This window comes from Fodinibius sediminis (assembly GCF_900182555.1).
Classification (GTDB): domain Bacteria; phylum Bacteroidota; class Rhodothermia; order Balneolales; family Balneolaceae; genus Fodinibius; species Fodinibius sediminis.
Window position 1 is genome coordinate 102,504 of sequence record NZ_FXTH01000012.1, and the last position, 20,114, is coordinate 122,617.

19 protein-coding genes are annotated in these 20,114 nt (G+C 52.0%); 5 read left to right on the plus strand and 14 right to left on the minus strand.

From position 1 onward, the window contains the following. Positions 1 to 39 precede the first annotated feature (39 nt). From FN808_RS13510 to FN808_RS13560, 11 genes are all read right to left on the minus strand, one after another. Positions 40 to 783: an ABC transporter ATP-binding protein gene (locus FN808_RS13510; protein ID WP_142715136.1), complete on the minus strand. Its 744-nt coding sequence runs from the start codon at positions 781 to 783 to the stop codon at positions 40 to 42. Then, positions 776 to 1,699, minus strand: a complete 924-nt coding sequence (locus FN808_RS13515) for an ABC transporter ATP-binding protein (RefSeq protein WP_142715137.1) — start codon at positions 1,697 to 1,699, stop codon at positions 776 to 778. Before FN808_RS13515 ends, FN808_RS13510 begins: the two co-directional genes overlap by 8 nt. Positions 1,700 to 1,706: 7 nt before the next feature. Continuing rightward, the gene (locus tag FN808_RS13520; protein ID WP_221930051.1) at positions 1,707 to 2,657 is read right to left on the minus strand and encodes an HlyD family secretion protein; all 951 of its coding nucleotides are present in this window, start codon (positions 2,655 to 2,657) and stop codon (positions 1,707 to 1,709) included. A gap of 29 nt (positions 2,658 to 2,686) precedes the next feature. Further along, entirely contained in the window at positions 2,687 to 3,952 is a 1,266-nt protein-coding gene (locus tag FN808_RS13525) for a TolC family protein (RefSeq protein ID WP_142715138.1), read from the minus strand. After that, positions 3,945 to 4,565 (minus strand): TetR/AcrR family transcriptional regulator, encoded by a 621-nt coding sequence (locus FN808_RS13530; protein ID WP_142715139.1) that lies wholly within the window; start codon positions 4,563 to 4,565, stop codon positions 3,945 to 3,947. The genes FN808_RS13525 and FN808_RS13530 overlap by 8 nt, the downstream gene beginning before the upstream one ends. Before the next feature lie 156 nt (positions 4,566 to 4,721). Further along, the gene (locus FN808_RS13535) at positions 4,722 to 6,434 is read right to left on the minus strand and encodes an ATP-binding protein (protein ID WP_142715140.1); all 1,713 of its coding nucleotides are present in this window, start codon (positions 6,432 to 6,434) and stop codon (positions 4,722 to 4,724) included. 153 nt (positions 6,435 to 6,587) lie between these two features. Continuing rightward, positions 6,588 to 7,862 (minus strand): hemolysin family protein, encoded by a 1,275-nt coding sequence (locus FN808_RS13540; protein WP_142715141.1) that lies wholly within the window; start codon positions 7,860 to 7,862, stop codon positions 6,588 to 6,590. Positions 7,863 to 7,971: 109 nt separating this feature from the next. Further along, positions 7,972 to 8,751: an enoyl-CoA hydratase/isomerase family protein gene (locus FN808_RS13545; protein ID WP_142715142.1), complete on the minus strand. Its 780-nt coding sequence runs from the start codon at positions 8,749 to 8,751 to the stop codon at positions 7,972 to 7,974. 6 nt (positions 8,752 to 8,757) lie between these two features. Further along, entirely contained in the window at positions 8,758 to 9,648 is an 891-nt protein-coding gene (locus FN808_RS13550) for a hypothetical protein (RefSeq protein WP_142715143.1), read from the minus strand. Between the two features lie 3 nt (positions 9,649 to 9,651). Then, the gene (locus FN808_RS13555) at positions 9,652 to 10,128 is read right to left on the minus strand and encodes a hypothetical protein (protein ID WP_142715144.1); all 477 of its coding nucleotides are present in this window, start codon (positions 10,126 to 10,128) and stop codon (positions 9,652 to 9,654) included. Between the two features lie 127 nt (positions 10,129 to 10,255). Further along, positions 10,256 to 11,041, minus strand: a complete 786-nt coding sequence (locus FN808_RS13560; RefSeq protein ID WP_142715145.1) for a PspA/IM30 family protein — start codon at positions 11,039 to 11,041, stop codon at positions 10,256 to 10,258. A gap of 597 nt (positions 11,042 to 11,638) precedes the next feature. Between FN808_RS13560 and FN808_RS13565 the strand changes: the two genes are divergently transcribed. Together FN808_RS13565 and FN808_RS13570 are read left to right on the plus strand one after the other, a co-directional pair. Further along, complete coding sequence (locus FN808_RS13565) at positions 11,639 to 12,886, plus strand: Nramp family divalent metal transporter (protein WP_142715146.1); 1,248 nt, start codon at positions 11,639 to 11,641, stop codon at positions 12,884 to 12,886. 14 nt (positions 12,887 to 12,900) lie between these two features. Further along, positions 12,901 to 13,728, plus strand: a complete 828-nt coding sequence (locus tag FN808_RS13570) for a sulfite exporter TauE/SafE family protein (protein ID WP_142715147.1) — start codon at positions 12,901 to 12,903, stop codon at positions 13,726 to 13,728. A 5-nt stretch (positions 13,729 to 13,733) separates the two neighbouring features. On the opposite strand, the gene FN808_RS13575 is transcribed toward FN808_RS13570, so the two are convergent. Beyond that, a complete protein-coding gene (locus tag FN808_RS13575; protein WP_142715148.1) occupies positions 13,734 to 15,080 on the minus strand; it encodes a thymidine phosphorylase in 1,347 nt (448 codons plus the stop codon). A 71-nt stretch (positions 15,081 to 15,151) separates the two neighbouring features. Here FN808_RS13575 and FN808_RS13580 point away from each other — a divergent pair, with 71 nt between their 5' ends. Next, on the plus strand, positions 15,152 to 16,276 hold the full coding sequence (locus FN808_RS13580) for a 4-phosphoerythronate dehydrogenase (RefSeq protein ID WP_185958409.1): 1,125 nt from the start codon (positions 15,152 to 15,154) through the stop codon (positions 16,274 to 16,276). Here the strand turns inward: FN808_RS13580 and FN808_RS13585 are convergent. Then, the gene (locus FN808_RS13585) at positions 16,268 to 17,032 is read right to left on the minus strand and encodes a TatD family hydrolase (protein ID WP_142715150.1); all 765 of its coding nucleotides are present in this window, start codon (positions 17,030 to 17,032) and stop codon (positions 16,268 to 16,270) included. The genes FN808_RS13580 and FN808_RS13585 overlap by 9 nt on opposite strands. Before the next feature lie 5 nt (positions 17,033 to 17,037). Then, complete coding sequence (locus FN808_RS13590) at positions 17,038 to 17,886, minus strand: hypothetical protein (RefSeq protein ID WP_142715151.1); 849 nt, start codon at positions 17,884 to 17,886, stop codon at positions 17,038 to 17,040. Positions 17,887 to 18,025: 139 nt separating this feature from the next. On the opposite strand from FN808_RS13590, the gene FN808_RS13595 reads away from it, so the two are divergent. Beyond that, positions 18,026 to 18,808: a tryptophan 2,3-dioxygenase gene (locus tag FN808_RS13595; protein ID WP_142715152.1), complete on the plus strand. Its 783-nt coding sequence runs from the start codon at positions 18,026 to 18,028 to the stop codon at positions 18,806 to 18,808. A 45-nt stretch (positions 18,809 to 18,853) separates the two neighbouring features. Further along, complete coding sequence (locus FN808_RS13600) at positions 18,854 to 20,041, plus strand: kynureninase/PvdN C-terminal domain-containing protein (RefSeq protein ID WP_142715153.1); 1,188 nt, start codon at positions 18,854 to 18,856, stop codon at positions 20,039 to 20,041. Positions 20,042 to 20,114: the final 73 nt, after the last annotated feature.

A 20,114-nucleotide genomic window follows, 5' to 3' on the forward strand; every position in this document is an offset into this window, starting at 1 on the left:
ATTTCTGCCTGCAAGTAACGCTTTATGGCTATCTTGAGATCACCCTTCATCGCGATCCGCCCCCCGGGCCAGTTTGATGAAGACCTGTTCGATGTCCTCCGCTTCAAATTGTTTCTTGAGTTCGGCCGGTGAGCCCAGGGCATCCATCCTGCCGTCGACCATAATCGACACCCGGTCGCAATACTCCGCTTCATCCATGTAATGGGTCGTCACGAAAACCGTCGTGCCCTCCTCCGCCACCTTGTAAATCTGCTCCCAGAACTGCCGCCGGGTGATGGGGTCCACCCCGCCGGTGGGTTCGTCCATAAATACGATTTTCGGCTCATGAATAAGGGCTACTGAAAAGGCCAGCTTCTGCTTCCAGCCCAGCGGAAGAGCCCCCACGCGTTTGTCCCGCAGGGCTTCCATCTGCAGCATCTCCACCAGCTCGGCAGATTTCTTCCTGATCTCCTCATCCCCAAGCCCGTAGATGCCGCCGTACAGCCGAATGTTTTCATACACGGTCAGATCGCCATAGAGCGAAAATTTCTGGCTCATATAGCCGATCTCCTGTTTGATCTGCTCCGCCTGGGAAGCCACATCATAGCCGGCGACCCGGGCTTCGCCCGCCGTGGGACTCAACAGTCCCGTCAGCATGCGCATGGCCGTCGTTTTGCCTGCCCCGTTGGCCCCCAGGAATCCAAAAATTTCGCCCCTCCCGACATCAAAAGTAATATGGTCGACCGCTGTGAAATCCCCGAACTTCCGGGTCAGGTTTTGCGCCTCGATGATAAGCTCATTCATAGGTCTCCTCCTGTTCCATCAGTCGAATAAAAACGTCCTCTATACCCGGGGCGACCTGCTGCACCTGGACTCCCTGGAAACCGTTTCTTTCCAGCATCTGTTTAAAATCGGCGGGATCAAACCCCGCCCGGTAGTCGATATAATGGATACTTTCCCCGAAGGGCTGCACCGACTCCGCATGCTCGTATCCGCGGAGAAACTGGATAAGCCGGTATTTGCTTCCGGCCCTCACCGACCAGACCTGCCTGTCAAATTGACGAGTGACAGCTGACGGGCTTTCGATCGACAGGATACCCCCGTTCTGCATCAGGGCAATGCGGTCGCACTGTTTGGCCTCATCCATGTAGGGGGTGGATACCAGGATGGTAATACCCTTCGCTTTCAGCCTGTGGAGCATCTGCCAGAATTCCTTTCGCGAAACGGCATCCACCCCGGTGGTCGGCTCATCGAGTACCAGCAGCGCCGGCTTATGGATCAGGGCGCAGCTCAGGGCCAGCTTCTGTTTCATACCGCCCGAGAGGGCACCGGCCAGCCGATTTTCAAACGGTTCAAGCTGACGGTAAATGGGAGCCACCAGTTCATAATTCTGCTCCAGGGTGGTCCCGAAGACCGAGGCAAAGAAATTCATATTCTCACGAACACTCAAATCCTGGTACAGCGCAAACTGTCCGGGCATATAGCCGATGCTGGATCGGATGGCGTTGTACTCGTCTACCACATCCTTTCCCAAAACCGAAGCCTCCCCTGAATCAGGCTTAAGCAGGGTGGTGATAATACGAAACAGCGTCGTCTTGCCGGCCCCGTCGGGACCAATTAGGCCAAACAGTTCTCCCTCCTGCACGTCAAAAGTTATTCCCCTGAGAGCCTGAATTCCGCCGTAGGATTTTTGCAGGTTATGGATCCGTACAGGTTGCATAAGTTCGTTATTGTTTGTCATTCTTGGCTTGTCCCGCCGCCCCCGATTCATCGGCCGCCGCAAAATTCACTTCCCCCGGCATGCCGATTTTCAACAGGCCATTCGGGTTCGGTACCTTCACTTTCACGGCATAGACCTGGGTAACGCGTTCTTCTTTCGTCTGGATCATCTTGGGCGTAAATTCAGCTTCCGAGGCGATCCAGCTTATGGTGCCGCTCAGCTGCTGGTTCTCTTCCGCTGATGCATCCACAAGCACTTCGACCTGCTGGCCGAGCCTAACAGAAGGTAGCTGCGCACCGCTGATATAGACCTTCAGCTCCAGCGTATCCAGGGCAGCGATCTCATAGAGCGGCTGCCCCTGCTGAACGACCTCAAAAGGCTCTGCAAAGGTAGTGAGTACCGTTCCCCTGATAGGGTTAATTACCTGCGCATCCTTCAGCTGCTGGCGGAGCTGATCCAGACGGGCCTGCGTGGCATTGATTTCTGCCCGAACCGATTGCTTCTGTGTCTGCAGTGCATTGACTTGTTTCTGGAGGGTGTTTACTGTACCCCGGATGTCGTCCATCTTCTGCGGGGTGGCAGCCTGGTCTTTCAACATCCGCCGGGTTCTGTCAAGATTATTTCGGGCGGTTTGCAGCTGTTCCTGCTGTACCGCTATCTGGGCATCGATGTTGGCGATCTGTGAGCGGGTGGCCTGTTGCTGCGCCAGCAGCTCCTGTTCTCTCAGGATGAGCTGGGTCGTGTCCACCTGTCCAACCTGTTCACCGGCCTTCAGGGTTCGGCCCTCCTCGGCAGTAAAAGAGAGCAGTTCCCCGGAACTCTGGGAGGATATACGTATCTCCGTAGCCTCAAACTGACCATAAGCATCAGAAACTTCATCGCTCGAACAACCGTGAAACCCAATAAGCGCCAGTAGCGCGATGCCCATTGGTTTCAATATGTCATGTCTATTCATCATTTTTCCAATTTAACTTGATCTGTTGTATTTCATTCCTGGATGGGAATCCCGAGGGTGGTCAGATAATCATTCTGCGCCTGCGCAAGCCGCACCTTGTTGATAAACAGAGAGAGCCGCGCCCGGTTAGCCTCATTGAGTTCCGTGACATATTCCGTCGCCGTTATGACACCATTCTTGAGCTGGCTGCCGCTTTCGTCCACTACACGGCTGCGGAGATTGATAATCTCCCGGTCGCGCTTCATGTTTTCCTTGATAGCGAAAATTCGTTCCTCCAGCCGATCCAGGGAAGCATTCACCTGCCGCGTAAAGGCCTGCTCTTCCTGTTCAATTTTCTGCTGTTCGATCTGCAGCGCCTGCTGCTCTCGCCCCATATTAAGCACATCCCGTATATTCCACCTGATCCTGAACCCGGCAATATAGTAGGAGTGAAAATCATCATTCAAAAAATTATAGCCGGGACGCCCGTAGGCGGCGGTCCCGAATGCGGAAACAGCGGGTACCTTTGCGGTTTTTGCCAGTCTCAGCTGCTGCTCAAGCGTTTCCTTCCGGCTGCTGAAAAGCGCATATTCTGCCCGCTGCGACTGCAGCGACCGGTAATCAGCGGGTACGGCCGGCAGCACAAGCCCCGTTTCTTCAGGCACTTCCTCCCCGATAAGATCACTGAGCACTCGATAACCGGCGGTGATATTGGATCGGTTTTCAACCGAGTCCTGGCGCGCCTTGATCAGTTCTGCCTTCAGGATATACTGCTGGCTGGGCAGCAGTACGCCGTTATCCACCTGCGAGCGTACCATGGCAAGCTGTTTCTCCAGATTCTGAATCAACAGGCGAATGGTCCTGGCCTGCTGTTGCGAGAGCAGGATTCCAAAGTAGACCTGATCGATCTGCGAGCGAATCTGATGCAGCTCAATCTTTGTAGCCTCAACCTGCTGCCGGCCCCGGGCCCGCTGGAGATCTTTACGGATCCCCGTCACTCCCCCGTTAAAAATGGTCTGTGTCACATCCAGGGATGCCTCATACTGATCCTTGCTGACCGAAGCCCCCCCACCGCCTACCGCTATTTCAGCTACTTCCGACTGGTACGACATTCTTCCGTTTATACTGACATCCGGAAAATAGGCCGTATGTGCTATGGCAACATTGAGACGGGTGATCTCTTCCTGGAGCTCAATGTTCCGGGCCGTTGGATAATCCTCATAGGCCCGCTGATAACAATAATTCAGACTGATCGAATCCGTTTCCGCCGGGCCAGCCACCGGAAACAAAGCAATGAGAAGGACTGCTAAGCTATTCATGGCCTTTATAATTTATTCCATTCAAAATAAAATCCACCAAAAAGGCTTTCCGCTCGTTCAGGAAGTCCAAAAACTGCTCTTCATCCAGATCGAACAACAGCTCAACCATGGTCCGTGCAACAAACGGAAACAGAATCAGTCCAACGATACTGATGAGCAGCTGCCGGGGATCCACCTTCTTCATCCTGCCCCGGTCGATCTCCTCGCTGATCTGCCTGGAAAAACGTTCCGGCGGCTGAATGCCTTTCTCCCGAATGAATTTCCGAAACCGTTCGGGGTGCTGACTCATTTCGTGGATGATAAACTGGGCAATCCGCGGGTTTTCGTCCAGGAAGGCATAATAGGTATCGATGAGATGTTCCAATTTTTCGTCGAGCGGGCGCTCCGATCCCAGCACTTTAAAAATTACCGGAAAAAATCGGCTTACCTCCCGCTGGTAGACCTTCTGAAAAAGCTTGTCCTTGCTGCGGTAGTAATAGTGCAGCATCGACTTGTTGATATCCGCCTCGTCTGCAATTTCTTGCATCCGCGCCCCCGCATATCCCTTGCGCTGGAATACACGGCTTGCCGCTTCAAAAATCTGTTCTTCCGTATCCTGTTTATTTTCTGACATAAGCCGTTCTTTTTTGTTGGTTCAAAAACAAGCTATCAATATTAACCATAAAATTCAACTGTTTGGTTGAAACAAAAGGTTAATTGTTTACTATTGATAAAAAAAGCCCCTCTGGTTTCATCCAAAGGGGCTTTCTCAAAGAAAAAGAAACGGTTACTACCCGACTCTCAGCTTTAGTTCTTCAATTTTATTCAGAATTTCTTCCCGGTCCATCTCGCGATAGCGTTCGGGAAGAAGCTCCCTGGAGGTGCATTCAATAACCGCACTGAGCGTCTGCAGCTCGATCTCCTCCGGGTAGGTGGGCGGCAGGAAATCGCTGAGCGCAGTATCCAGCACATCCGGACTTACTTCTTCCTTCCCCTGAGCCGCCGCACGAAACTTGGCGCGGGTCAGGGCCGCCTCCATATCGGCACCGGAGAATGATTTTGAACCCTCTTCGATAACCGGCGGCACGTACGTTTCCGTCATTTTCAGGCCCGTTTTCTTTTTCATCACCTCAAAAAGTTCCAGTCGTTCTTCCCTTGTATGGGGGGCAAAGAGTGCCAGGTGTTCTTCTGCTCGTCCCTGTCGTTTCAGGTCCACGGGCATTAGATCGGGACGCGCCGTCATCAGAAACCAAAGAATGCGCCCCCGATGGCGTGTATCGCTCATAAAAGTAGCAATTTGCGAAAAGACCCGGCTGGACACGCCACTGTCGCCCCCCGCATCACGATCGCCCAGGTAAGCGTCCGCCTCGTCAATCATCACAGCCACCGGCGCCATCGCTTTCAGCAAGCCCAATATTTTCTCCAGGTTGCCTTCGGTCACCCCCTGCCACTGGCTTCGGAAGTTTTTCAGTTTCACCATCGGGATGCCGATTTCGCTGGCAAAACAGGTCACCAGAAACGTTTTTCCCGTTCCCACGGGTCCGCATACCAGGTAGCCCATCGGCATGACATCCTGGCGACCGTTCTTGAGGGCCTGCACGGCAAACCGGAGGTGTTCCTTTACCTTGGCATGGCCGGCCACACTGTCCAAAGAATACTCAGTTTCGATAAATTCCAGCAGACCATAGGCTTCCGACTCAATCAGTTCTTTTTTGGCCTCAGAGAGCCTGTGATGGGTAATCTTCTCCTTATTTTCACGTGCATTGAATAAGATACTGCGCAGATTGACGAAGTTGAGCCCGGCGGTCTGCTGGGCAACCACCCTTTTCGGTACGGACGACAGCTCGGCAAACTGCTCGCCCGGCAGCTCATGGCTGATAAAGGCTTCCCGCTGCTGCTGATCCGGAATATCCATGCGAATATCATCGGTATAGGGATTCTGAACCAGGGTTTTATTCAGGTCGGCCAGGTTTTCCGTGATCAGTACGGTCGTAAAATCAGCGGCCAGGAACATCGGGTCATGGGCCCAGCGCGATAAATAGACCATCGATGTGCGGTCTTCCGAACCGGTTGATCCGGCTTCGTTCATTGGTACAATAGTCTCTGCATAATCGATAATCAGGGCAATGCTCTTCTTGCTGTCGATGCGCACCCTGAAATACTGTTCCAGCAGTGAAAAAACCCGCACCGGATCTTTGGGAAGCTTGTTGGCATAATCCGTACCCAGCAGGGAGTCGCGGCCGGACAGTGCCTGGTTGAAGTCCTTGCGGCTCTGTTCATCCCGGAAGTAGATGCCGGAGGACCGGTCGTAGAAGATCACAAAGTCGCGCGCGCCGAAGAACTCCTCCGACAGGAATGACTTCAAACGTACAAACTCTGATTTCTTCTTTCTCTTGAGCGGAACCAGGTCGTAGACATTGCCGTGCAGAATAAACTGGTTGATAGTCCGGCTTAAATATTTCTGGGCAAATTCACGGGCCCACTGTGGGTAATGATCAAACATCAGCAGTTAGCAGTTAGCAGTTAGCAGTTAGCAGTTAGCAGTTAGCAGAGGCTGGGCATCTCCCAACTTCCGGTCAAGGTAAAATTTCTGTGGCCTTTACAGCTACGCCCCGGCTGTACCGATCCCCGAATCAGGGTCACAAACAGATCCCGGCTAGTCCATTATTACCAGCTTTATGGTTTCGATCCTGCTTGAAGTCGCCTTGCTGATGATAATTTTTTTTCCGTCAATAAGCAGTTCTTCATTAACGTTGGGAATGCGTCCCAGAGTATTAATGATAAATCCGGCAACCGTCTCATATTCGTCAGCTTCCACCGGGAGGTCAATTTCGGGAAATTTTTCGAGCAGATCTTCCACCTCAGTACCCCCGCTTAGAATATAGGTTTTGGGCGAAATTTTCTTCATGAAATAATCTTCGGTATCGTACTCGTCCTGTATGTCGCCCACGACCTCCTCCAGCAGGTCTTCAATGGTCACCATACCGGCTGTTCCGCCATATTCATCAATAACAACCGCCACTGAGAGATTGGACTTTCGGAACTCCGACAACAGATCTTTCGAACGGTGTGAGGCCGGTACCAATTTAACGGGACGCATGATATCAATGAGCTTCTCCGGGTTATTAAACAGATCATAAGCAAAAATAACACCTATAATGTCATCAATGGATCCCTGGTAGACCAGCAGCTTGGAAAAACCGGAAGAGATAAACAGCTTAAGGGTATCCTCTATGCTGGTGTTCTTTTCAACAGCCACAATATCAGTCCGGGGAATCATGGATTCCTTGACCCGCATGTTGGAAAGCTCCAGAACGTTATGCAGGATTTCCGAGTCCTCGCGGTCAAGATCCTCTCCGCCGGTGTCGCGTAGTTCTTTGAAAATTAGTTCCACATCCTGGCGGCTGAATATTTGGTCAGAAGTAGCCGAATCGGGCTGTACGATCCTGATAACCATTTTGGAAGCCGCATTGGCAATCACGATAAACGGCTTAAAGAGGTAATAGCTTATTTTTTGTGGAACCACGATAATTTTCATCCACCAGTCGGCGTGGATGCGAAAAAAAGCTTTAGGCAGAATTTCTCCGAAAAGCATGATGACACCGGAAGCAATCACCGTTTGGCTGACCAGCAGCAAAACCTCCGACGGGGGCGTACCCGTCCAGCCCTGGTACATATTGGTTAGGGGCGGAACCAAAAAAATCGTCATCAAGGTCGCATAAACCACGTTGACAATATTGTTACCCACAAGGGTGGTCGTCAAGAAGGTCTCCGGACTCTGGACAAAGCTGTTGACGGCCTTTCCGGTCCAGGAATCCTTGCGCGACTCAATTTCAAGCTTCAGCCGATTTGCGCTGACAAATGCCATTTCAGAGCCGGAAAAGAACCCGCTGAGAATAATTGTTAAAACAATAAGAAGTAGTTCTGTCATAGAGCTTCTTGCCCTGTAGATCTATTTAAGAATATCGTGCATTAGCTGTATAGCAAGCCGTTTTTTGCAACACCACACGATGCACAAAGTTCCAGCCGGAACCATCCTGCTACTTTCCTTTAAAATCGGCTGGCCGTTTTTCCAGGAAGGCGGAGGTTCCCTCTGCAAAATCTTCGGTTTCACACAGTTTCCCAAAAAGGTCGGCCTCCACCTGATAGCCCTCCCCGGTTCCGGACTGGTAAACTGCTTCAATGGCATGCCGGATGGCAAGCGGACCATTTTCAAGAATGGTCATAAGCAGGGACCGTGCAGCCTCAACCGGGTTGTCTTCCGCGATTCGATTCACCAGTCCCATTTCCAGGGCTTCTGCGGCCTTCAGTTGTTTGGCCGAAAGTATCATCTCCAGTGCCCGGGCTCGTCCGACGATCAGCGGCAATCGCTGGGTCCCGCCGTAGCCGGGGATAAGCCCCAGACCGACCTCGGGCAGACCGAAAACGGCATTGTCGCCCGCTACCCTGAGGTGACAGGCCATCGCAAGCTCAGCCCCGCCCCCCAGGGCATAACCGTTGACCGCAGCCACCACCGGCTTGCGGCTGTCCTCGACAAGCTGCATGACCTGCTGTCCCTTGCGCGATGTTGCCTGTCCTGCAGAGCCATCCAAATCGCGGAGTTCCCTGATGTCAGCTCCGGCGACAAAAGCTTTATCTCCTGTCCCCGTTAATATGGCTGCCATTATCTGTTGATCTTTCCGAATAGCCTTCACAGCCTCTTCCAGCTCTTCCAGCACCTCGGCATTCAGAGCATTGAGCTTTGCAGGGCGGTTAATGGTTATGGTAGCAATCCCATTATCATCCCTGTCCAGGATGAGGGTATCAAACGATAGACTCATAAATCATTATTCTTTTAGGCGGTTTGAAGAATTGGTATCTGATTCCTGCTTTGCTTCCTGTTCTTCTTCCATTTTTAGAAATTCGGCATCCAGATCAAAATCATCAATATCGGAGTGGTAGGGCATAATCTCCCGATCCATATCATCGAGCAGCTGGGAGGTTTCTTCCACCTCCTCCAGCAGATTATCCAGCTGAAAACCAATTTCATCCGGATCGCTCATAGTCATCGACTGTTCGTAGATATACTGAATAGCATCTTCGATCGTCTCAAGATGGGTCTCGCAGACCAGGTACTTCTCTTTGGCAATTTCAAACTTTTTGAGTCGCTTTTTTAGGATGCGCACCCGCCGATGGGTCGTTTGCTTAAGACGGTCCGACGTCATGCTTTCCATTTCCTGCTCTTCTTTTTGGACTTCATTCTTCAAGCTCTCTTCCACCGAAGTATTCATGTAGAGCTGGTAACGCTTGTGAAGGTCCAGCAGCGTCAAGTAATTGGAAGTCAGATCCTGAATTTTATTGCGAATATTTTCCAACAGTCCCTGTGAGCTGTAGGGCAGGCGATCAAAATTTTCCTTAATCAATTTTGTCAGCCGTTTCAGGGTCAGAAATCGTTTTTTGCTCCTGCGGTCGAGTTCCTGGAAAATGGCCTTCTCCTCATCCGCCGGATCACGATCATGCATCTTTTTCAGTTTCACCATCTGCTGGAACTGCGGCAGGCGGGGCACAATGCCCAGATAGATCAGCTCGGTGCTGAAAGCCATGCCCAGAATAAGGTTGGGGATCATGCCCATGTCATTGACAACAAAAGCCGAAATCGTGGCAATCAACAATACCCCCAGGTTAACCGGGTGGAGAAATGCTTCTCGCGTAAAATTAATAGCTTCCTGGTCGCTCATGACTTACCGTTCCTCTTTAGTTCGCTCAGAACGAGTTGGAGATGCCGGCTTATCCGGGCTGCTCTCCTCTTCTCCTGATCCTATTGTCTTTTCTACATGGATGGAACCGGCCTGCTGTTCAATTTCCTGGTAAAGAAGCCCCATCTCCGTTTTTACCTGCCTGAGTGTCTCCCTGGCCTTGGTCTGTTTCATTTCCTCGTCAAGCTGCTGTTCTGATGTTCCCTGACCCTCCATATCAGCCAGGTTATTCATCGCTATGTCCAGCCGCGCTTCCACCGAGGCCAGTTTATGCTTTACCGAGTAGAGGAAATTGTCAAATGAGTCAAGCAGCTCACTTTTATCCATATTTTTGAGGGCCTGAACGATATTCTGTTTCTTCCTGGTCTGCTCCAAACGCTCCTTTGTAGCCCGCATTTTCCGGTAATGTGCCTTGTACTCTTCTTTCAACCGTTCCCGTTCACTGCGATTATCAGAGCTCATGGATGGATTAGCCGTTATTGGTTATTAGTTATTGGAGGTTCTCAATGTAACAGGGGGGGGCTGGATGGTCCTCCCCCGCCTTCCTGCCCAGCCGTTGTATCAACCGGAGGGGCTGCAGGCCGGCAGGTCAGGATTTGGACCGCTCCTTGCTTCCAATCGTTTTACCCTGCTCCTTCTCGGCCGACTCCTCCTCAATTTCTATGTCACCGTCGCCGGACGTCCCCACGCTCTTCTCGCCCTCCGAGACATCAGCCTTGCCCATCTCCGCTTTAAACTGCTTGACCAGCTCACTGGCCCGCAGCTTTTCGGCGTTGGCCTCAATCTCCATCGCTTCGGTGTCGACACTGTCAAGGGCCAGTTCCATGCGGGCTTCATTTTTAGCAGTTTCCTCATTAAGGCGGCTAACCATCTCATCATGGGTCTGATCCAGCCCGCCGGCCTCAAACTGTTCCAGCGCATCGGCCACCCGTCCCTGCCATTCGGCCCGCTCGTTGGCACGCAAAGCTTCCTTGGCTTCCTCAATCTTGCGATCCTTCTCACGGATAAACGCTTTTTTAACTTTCAATGCTTTTTCATAAGCCTGTTCAGCAAACTTCAGCTGCTCTTTTGAAGACCGCAAATTTTCCTTGGCATTTTCCAGCTGCAAAGCATACCCCTCGGCAATATCATCCCGGTCGGCATTGATAGCCGACTTTATTTTTGCCGTAAGGCTTTCAATACGTTTTTCGTATTTCTTTACTTCTTTCTGAAGCATGATCATATTCGCTTTGACTGTAGCAATATTCTCATTCATCTGGGGAATCTGATCATTAAGATCCCTGATATTTTGCTCCAGGATAAGTTTCGGATCCTCCATTGAACTTACAAATCCGCCGAACAGTGACTTGATTGCCCGAATAAATCGTTTAAACATAGTATTTTTGGTTTGTTAGCTTTTGCCCTTGCCCTATTGACTAATTACAGCAGTGCTGTAACCAACATAACAATAAGTTAGGTTATTTTTTGAAGATTCAACATCCATCTCCCACTTTCGTTTCAGGGTTCTTCAACCTCCTGATTAACAGTACGACATCAGCAAGCAGATGCTGCAGAACCGGTCTTTCCTATAAATATAGTTCAAATATCTGTTATTACCATCTTACGGAAAGCATTTGATAATGTTATACCAATTTTAAATTACCTCCGGTCTGCATAAAAACCGAAGGCATCAGGCAGACTTCCAAAACTGCCAAAGCGAACGTCTGTGGGTCTATGAGGGGCCGGTCACCGGCAGTAAATCCATTACGTTATATGATTTACTCTCCTCTGCTAAATCCTTATCTTTGGCCGGCTGTATGCGTTTAAAGAAATAACCAAAGTCTCGTTAAAACGATATCACAGGACTTTGGCAGACACAACTACCCGACCTGTGGTCTTCTTTCGCTTGTGCTTTTCCCATTGTTGGCATTTTGGGTTCAACGTCACTACAGCATCATTCTGCACCTAATCACAACATACATTATCTCTGTACATGAAAGAATTGTTAGCAAACTTCTTTGATAGATATGGTCTGTCATTTATTATGGTCGCCAGCTATTTTGGCTCCGGGTCCATCTTCATCGCCAGCCAGGCGGGCGTGGAATATGGCTATGTACTCATCTGGGCTGTCATCGGGGCGGTATTGCTGGGGTTTATGGCCCAGGATATGAGCGCCCGCCTTGGAATTTTTGGTGATACCCTGATGACGTTCATCCGGGAAAAACTGGGAAAAAAGGGAGCCCTCGTACTGGCCCTCTTTTTATCCATAGGCTGTATTGCATGGACCCTGGCCCTGACGGCCGCAGTAGGCAAGAGCGTGGAACTGCTGACAGCCGGTAGCCTTCCCTGGCAACCCATCGCTGTGGTCACCGGTGTATGCGCCATCCTGGTAGGCATCATGAACTATGACCACGTGGAGAAGGTGATGACAGGCATGATGTTTCTGCTGCTAATCCTCTACCTCGTGGTCGCTGGGGCCAGCCAGCCCTCCGTGAGCAGCGTTATCACCGGTTTTATCCCTTCTCTGCCCAACACAGGGGCGATGCTCCTGGGGGCCGCCATACTTGGAACAACCGCCCTCTGGCCGAACTTTTTCCTGGAATCCATCCTGGTAAAACAGAAGGGCTGGAATAAACCCAAACATGTGAAAATGATGCGCTCAGACCTGGCAATGGGCTACAGCGTAGGCGGATTGATCACCCTGGCCATAATTATCGTTGCAGCGGCCGTGCTTCGACCGGCGGGCTATACCGAGCTCTCTTCATTCATGGCTCCCGGAGAAGCACTGGAAATCGTACTGGGACAATGGGCTATGATTGTCTTTTTGCTGGGGGTCATCGCCGCCGCCTTCAACAGTATTGTGCCCATCATGTGGACCATCCCATTCATGATCCTCGAAGCCCTCGATATCGACCATAAAGAGGGAAGCAGCAGCACATTCAAGCTGATCTTTGCCGGCAGTATTCTTCTGGGAATGTTCTCCCCCCTGGTAGCCCACATAACCGGGTTGAGTGTTGTAGAAATGGTAACCCTCTTTCCGGCCTACAACGGCGTTTTTGGCCTGCCCATCACAGCAGCCCTGCTTTTCTGGGCCGTCAATGATCGGAAGCTGATGGGCATTAACACCAATTCCTGGAAGCTGAATGTTGTCAATATCGTTTTAGTACTCTTTTCAATATATATTGCCATCAATTCAGGACGCGGTGTCCTGGAAGCAATTTTTGGAGGACTTCTTACCTAACCAACCCTTAACCCATGATTGTACCCATTTTGCTACTATTGTTCGGAAGCTCGTCGCTAAGCCTGGGGGTTGCCCTGTTGCTGCTGTTCATCGCCCTCATCGGCGGAGCCTGCATCACCACCATAGGTCCCGGCGGCATCTTTGTTACCATCGCACTGTTTGTATTACTCCCGCTCGATCCCGGAACGGTGGCAGGTACGGCAAGCGCTACGTTCATTGCCACCGGCATCGTGGGGAGCCTGGGGTATCTCCGTTCAGGGCAGCTAAGAGGCAAAAGTGCTTTAAAAGCGGCCATGGCACTTAGTTTTGCCTCTATAGCCGGGGCCTATGCGGGTGCCGAAATCAATACATTACTGGATGCTTCTGCTTTTGCCGTCGTACTCGGCCTTTTTGTCCTCCTTACGGGGCTCATCATCCTCTACCGGCAGTATAACAAACTTGCTCCTGACAAACGACTGGATATCAACAGCTTAAGCGGACTGGCATGGATGGGCGCCGTCGGTGTGGCCGTGGGGCTGCCAGGGGGGCTTCTGGGGGTAGGCGGTCCGGTCCTTGCCGTTCCCCTGCTGGTCGTCCTCGGGGCCCCGATGCTGCTGTCGGTAGCGCTGGCCCAGGTGCAATCTATTTTCATCTCCGGGATGGCTACCTTTGGCTATGCCCTGCAGGGAGCCGTAGACTGGGGGCTGGCGGCCTTTCTGACCGTTCCCCTTCTGATCGGGACCGTAGCCGGCTGGTATTTCGCACAACGTATCCAAGTCAAACGCCTGAAAGTTGCTCTCGCCCTGGTACTGGTAGCCCTTGGCATCTATCTGATGGGCGGTGGCGCAACACCCGGCGGCTAACCGAACTATTCTTTGATGGCATGCACCCCCTCCCGGTCAATACGATGCGTTACCAGGGGATCCTGTCCGGGTTGTTCCTCACTGATTTTGAATGCTTTGCCCAGGTGATCACGGGCTGCTTCGAGCAATCCCCGATCACTGGTAAATCCCGTAGCCAGGAGATCACCCTTCTGCAGGCGGGCACCCACTTTATGGTGCAGCTTGATGCCCGCCCGCGGGTCAACAGCATCCTCCTTGGTCTTGCGCCCGGCTCCCAGCTCCAGCGAGGCCATGCCAATGCGATAAGCATCCATTTCTGACAGGTAACCGGATTCTTCGGCTTCAAACGCAAGACGGTGTTTGGCCTGCCGGTACTTTGAAAAATCCTTCAGCACACTGGTATCCCCGCCCTGTTCCCGGCTGAGCTCCAGCCATTTTTCAAACGCCTGCCCGTTGTTCACCGCTTCGCAACTCATTGCCATTCCCTCTTCAATACTGTTTGCCCTGCCGCCGAGGGCGATCATGGTTCCGGCCAGCGTATGCGTCACCTCCATTACATCGGCCGGACCGTTGCCCTGCAGCGCTTCCATTGCCTCTTCCACCTCCAACCAGTTCCCGATCTTGTAGCCCAGTGGCTGGTTCATGTCTGTAAGATAAGCCACGGTCTCCTTGCCAAAGTCCTCGCCAATGCCCACCAGGGTTTCCGCCAGCCGTTGAGCCTCCTCCCGGCTTTTCATGAAGGCTCCGGAGCCAAATTTTACATCCAGCACCAGTGCATCAATCCCTTCAGCCAGCTTTTTACTCATAATACTCCCGGCAATCAGAGGGATGGATTCAACTGTAGCTGTTACATCCCGAAGGGCATAAATCCGCTTGTCGGCCGGGGCGATCTCCTCAGTCTGGCCGGCCATCACCACATGACAGGCAGACAAAACTGAGCGATAGCGTTCCAGGGACAGATCCACGGTAAATCCGGGAATGGACTCCAGCTTGTCGAGGGTGCCCCCCGTATGCCCCAGCCCCCGCCCGGATATCATCGGCACGGGTATTCCATAGCTGGCAACCACAGGGGCCAGTATCAGGGAAAGCTTGTCGCCCACGCCGCCCGTGGAATGCTTATCCACCTTGGTGCCCGGAAGGTCACTCAAATCCAACACCCTCCCGGAGTGCAGCATGGCTTTGGTCAGGGCGGAGGCCTCGCTGTCATCCATGCCTTTCAGAAAAGCTGCCATCAAAAAAGCACTCATCTGATAGTCCGGCAGCCGGTCGGCCGAATACTCCCGGATCATATAGGTTATTTCTTCATGGTCAAGGGCCTCCCCGTCGCGCTTTCTTCTGATGAGTGATACCGGGTTGTACAATTTTGTAGCCATAGCTAAAAGGAGTTACATTCTAATGGAATGTGCAATAACGCAGTTTTCCCCAAAAATTAATAATGAAAACCATGATCACCGTATTCGCCGACCAGTATCTCTATAACATTGCCTCCTACCTGCCGGATTCGGTGGATCTGGTGCTCTACGACCCTGCGGAAGGCCTGCCCAAAGGGCTGGATCACGCCCAAGCCCTCCTCGTTCGCACGGTCAATCCCATCACCCCCCAAACACTGCCCGATATCCCCGCCGGCCTTTCGTTCATCGGGACGGGATCGTCGGGAACCGATCATGTCGACCAGGCCTACCTCAAGGCCAGCGGCATCACCTTTGCTGACGCCGCTGGATGCAATGCACGCTCCGTTGCGGAATACCTAGCAACCAGCCTGCTTATCTGGGAGGCCCGAGCACAATATAAGCTGCAGGATCTCTGTGCAGGCATAATCGGAGTTGGTCATGTGGGACGCCAGGTAGACCGGCTACTGCAAAAAATGGATATCGCCACCTGCTGTTACGATCCGCCGCGTGCCCAGCGCGATCCCGGCTTCAGTTCAAGCACGCTCGAGGAGGTGCTGGCAGCCGACATCCTCACCTTTCATACGCCCCTGACTCGCAGCGGACCGCACCCGACCCACCACTGGCTGGATGCCGCGAAATTGTCGACCCACCAGTATGAGCTGGTCATTAACAGCGCGCGCGGGGGCATCCTGGATGAAGGGGCCCTGTGCAAAGCGCAAGATGAGGGGACTGTCCGCCATTTTATCCTCGATGTATGGGAAAACGAACCGGATATCAATCTTGATGTGGCCGCCCGTGCCTTTTTAAAGACCCCCCATATTGCAGGATATTCGGTACAGGCCAAGCAGAATGCATCCAGGTTTATAGCCGATGCACTGATCCAGCACTTCCGGTTACCTCCACAGAATGAGTCTCAGGATACGGCGCCCCTTCAGATCAGCGAGCCGGCCGATCTTTTTAAGAGTCTTCCGGCCGTGATGGATCACCTGCATCCCATTCGCGAGTACGAATCGGAATTGAAACAGATCCTGCAAAAACAAAATCCGCGCCGGAGCGTACTGTTCAACAGGCTGCGGGCTGAATTTCCACTGCGGCAGGAATTCAGTCATATCCAATTGCCCGCCACCTATTTTGAACGGTTTCCCGTTCTGAAAAAGATGGGCTTTCATTTACTCTGACACGCTGAACAGCTGAAGGGCTGTCTGCGTGGTACTTTCAACAATTGCTTCAAGCGGCTGATTCTTTACTTCAGCCAGACGGCGGGCCGTAAACCTCACAAAGGCGGGTTCGTTGCGCTGCCCCCGTTTGGGCGCGGGCGCCAGGTACGGGGCGTCTGTCTCCAGCACCATCCTGTCCAGCGGAAGCTTCGCCACCGTTGTATCAACCCCTGCATTTTTAAAGGTGAAGATCCCCCCTATTCCCAAGTGAAGCCCCAGATCCAGGGCCCGGGTTCCCTCCTCCACAGAGCCGTTAAAACAGTGCCAGATACCCGATAGGCTTCCATCCTGCTGCTCTTCAATAATATCCAGCAGGTCAGCGGTGCTGTTCCTGTTGTGCAGGATAACAGGCTTCCCCACCTCCCTGGCTACCCGGCAGTGCACACGCAGGCTTTGCTGCTGTTCCTTTTTATGATCATCGCTCCAATAGTAATCCAGCCCTGTTTCACCGACTCCCACAATATCCTCACGGCGGCACCAGTCGAGGAGCTTCTCCTCGGTAGTCCGGATCCCTTCGTTGACGGATGTGGGGTGGATACCAGCCATTTTGTAGAGTAAGATCTCTGAGGAGGGCAGCTGTTCCATCCTGTCCAGTGAATCCAGGTCAATGGCGGGCATAAAAATGTGGGTGACGCCCGCATTGTGAGCGCGATGCAGCACCTCCTGCAGGTCATCGTCAAACTGGTCGGAATAGAGATGGCAATGGGTGTCAATCACAGCACTTAATGCACTTCAACCGAATGGTATTCAATGAGACGCTTCATCGGCTTGCTGATATACCGGCCGGGATTCATCCCGTTTTGGGTCAAAATCTCATTGATCATATCCTGGTGGGCATGGGCAACGGATCCTATAAAGCGGACATCATAGTCTTTGGCATTGGTATATTTCAACACAATCCGGGTGATAAAATTTTCAAATCCTTCATACAGTATCTCGCGAACCCACGGATGGTCCTCGTGCTCGCCGAGGAAAGCGGCATAGGAGGCGATAAACCTGCTCTTCTGGGCTCCATCGTACAATCCTTCGTTGATATAATCGAGATCCATGTTGTAATTCTTCTCGAGATCTTCACGGAGATCATCGGGCACTTCAAACCGGTAGTACTTATTGATCAGTTTCTTGCCAAAATATCCAGCACTGCCCTCATCTCCCAGAATAAAAGCGAGCGAAGGAATATGTTCGATCACCTTTTCCCCGTCATACAGGCAGGAGTTGGAGCCGGTGCCCAGAATACAGGCAATCCCCGGTTCGTCGAAAAAACAGGCCCGGGCCGCCCCCAGTAAATCATGGTAAAGATGGATATTGACTTTGGGGAAAGCATTTCCAAGAGCGGTACGCACCAAGTCCTTTTTTTCCTCGCTGTCGCATCCGGCCCCGTAGAAATAGATATCACTGATCTCGACATCCCCTATCTTGGAAGACAGGTCGTGCTCAACCACACGCTGGATGCTTTCAACCGTATGATAATAAGGGTTAAGTCCTTCTGTTTTGTAAATCTTACTTTCGTCCGCCGACTTTACACACCATTCTGTCTTGGTTGCACCGCTGTCGGCAATTAAAATACTCATAGATATATTTCATTTATTTGTTGTTGCCAAATCTAAGCAATTTTTTTTATATCCTGCAAAACTCCATCCGGAAATAGAGACTGGCATAAATTCTACCTATCATTTGCTATATAATAACCATTGAAAATAAATAAAGCTGATGAAATTAACGTATAATAATTATCTCAAAATTGATGAGTTGCTGGCTCTTCAGCAGCTGCAGTCCGAGCCGGAGGAGCATGACGAGATGTTATTCATTGTCATCCATCAGACCTATGAGCTTTGGTTTAAGCAGGTTCTGCATGAATTTGGCCGGTTCCGGAGTATCCTGAAAGAAGGACAAACCTGGGGTGCCTCCAAAACGATGAAGCGTATTCTGACCATCCTCAAAACCATGGTTGCCCAAATTGACATCCTTGAAACAATGACCCCTCTGGAGTTCGAAAGTTTCCGGGGATTTCTGGATGAGGCCAGCGGTTTCCAATCGGTACAATTCCGTGAAATTGAAATTCTGTGCGGACAACGATCCGATAAGATGATCAAAGCACACGAGAATAACCCGGATTATGTGCGCCGATTAAAAGGGCGGATGAATGAACCTACGCTGTGGGAGTGTTTCTGTGAATACCTTCAGGCAGACGGTTACGACATCCGTATGCCCGAGCGTAGAAATGATCATGGACTGGTGTACGATCCCTCTCCGCACAACCAGCAGATTTTACTGGATATCATGAAGAATGACCCCGAGAAAGCCCTTCTTTGTGAACTGCTTGTGGATTTTGATGAAGGAATGCAGGAATGGCGCTATCGCCATGTAAAAATGGTGGAGCGCACCATCGGAGACAAGAGGGGAACCGGAGGTTCAAGCGGCGTGTCGTACCTGCGGAGAACCCTGCACCGGCGTATCTTCCCCGACCTGTGGGAAATCAGGTCCGAAATCTGACGATTTCACCAGCCCCCTATATCAACAGCAACCAACATCAGCCCCATGAACACTATTGATCCGCTGGCAAACCGGCTCCAACCCCATTACACACATTTCAAGGTAGCCAACCGGCTCCTTTTTACCGGTCATTCCCACCAGGCCTGGCCGGATGTCGCTCTCAAAGGCCTGCAGGAAGCCTACTATTCGGCTGCTGACCGTGTGGATGACAAATGGGAAAAAGCTTTTGAAAAGACGGAGGTGCTGCGCAGCTACCTGCGGCGGTACTATGATGATCCCAACGGCCGATACTGCCTTGGACAAAACACGCATCAACTGCTTGTATCCTGGCTCTCCAGCTTCGACCTGAAGAACAAGCCCAGGATTATCACTACCGACAGTGAGTTTCATTCCATGGGACGCCAGCTTCGCCGCCTGCAGGAAGAGGGGCTTGATGTTCGCTATGCGCAGGGACATTCCGGGCAGCTGGGCAGCCAGATCAAAAAGTTGATGGATGGAAAAACCGCGGCCATCATGCTTTCCCGTGTCTTCTTCGAAAGCGGACTGGTCAACCGGCAGCTTTCAACCATTGCCGCCATGGCCCGCAGGCGCGGGGTTCCGCTGCTGATTGATGATTATCACGGCACCAATGTTGTCCCGCTTTCCCTGCGGGAAGAGCAGCTCGAAGATTGCTATATGCTGACCGGAGGCTATAAATACCTGCAGTGGGGAGAAGGCAATTGTTTCCTCCGCTTTCCGGAGGAATGTTCACTGCGTCCCGCCATAACGGGCTGGTTTGCCTCTTTCAGCACACTTCAGACGGCCTCCACAGACGACCCCGTCCGTTATGACCGCGGGGAGCGACGATTCGCAACCGGAACCTATGATCCCGCTTCCCAGTTCCGGGCAGCCAACGTGGTGGCATTTTTTGAAGAACAGAATCTGACGCCCGACATCCTACGACAACAGTATACCAACCAGGTCGGGATGCTCAGGAAAGAGTTTACCGAACAGAACCTGGACCCGGATCTCATTGCCCTGCGTCATCATCGCCCCCTCGAAGAAACCGGGGGTTTTTTGGCCTTGCGCTCCCCCTTTGCACGGGCCATCTGTGCAAAACTCCGGGAAAAATCGGTCCATACAGATGCACGCGGCGACATTCTCAGGCTGGGACCGGCCCCTTACACTACGAGCCGGCAGATCAAAAAAGCCATTGAGCTGTTGGCTGAGACGGTACGGCAGCTGACGCCATGAAAATTATTTTGTAAGGATCAGGCTGTAGTTCTCTCTTACTAGTAGCGGCTGTCCGCTCAGTCCCGGAACCATT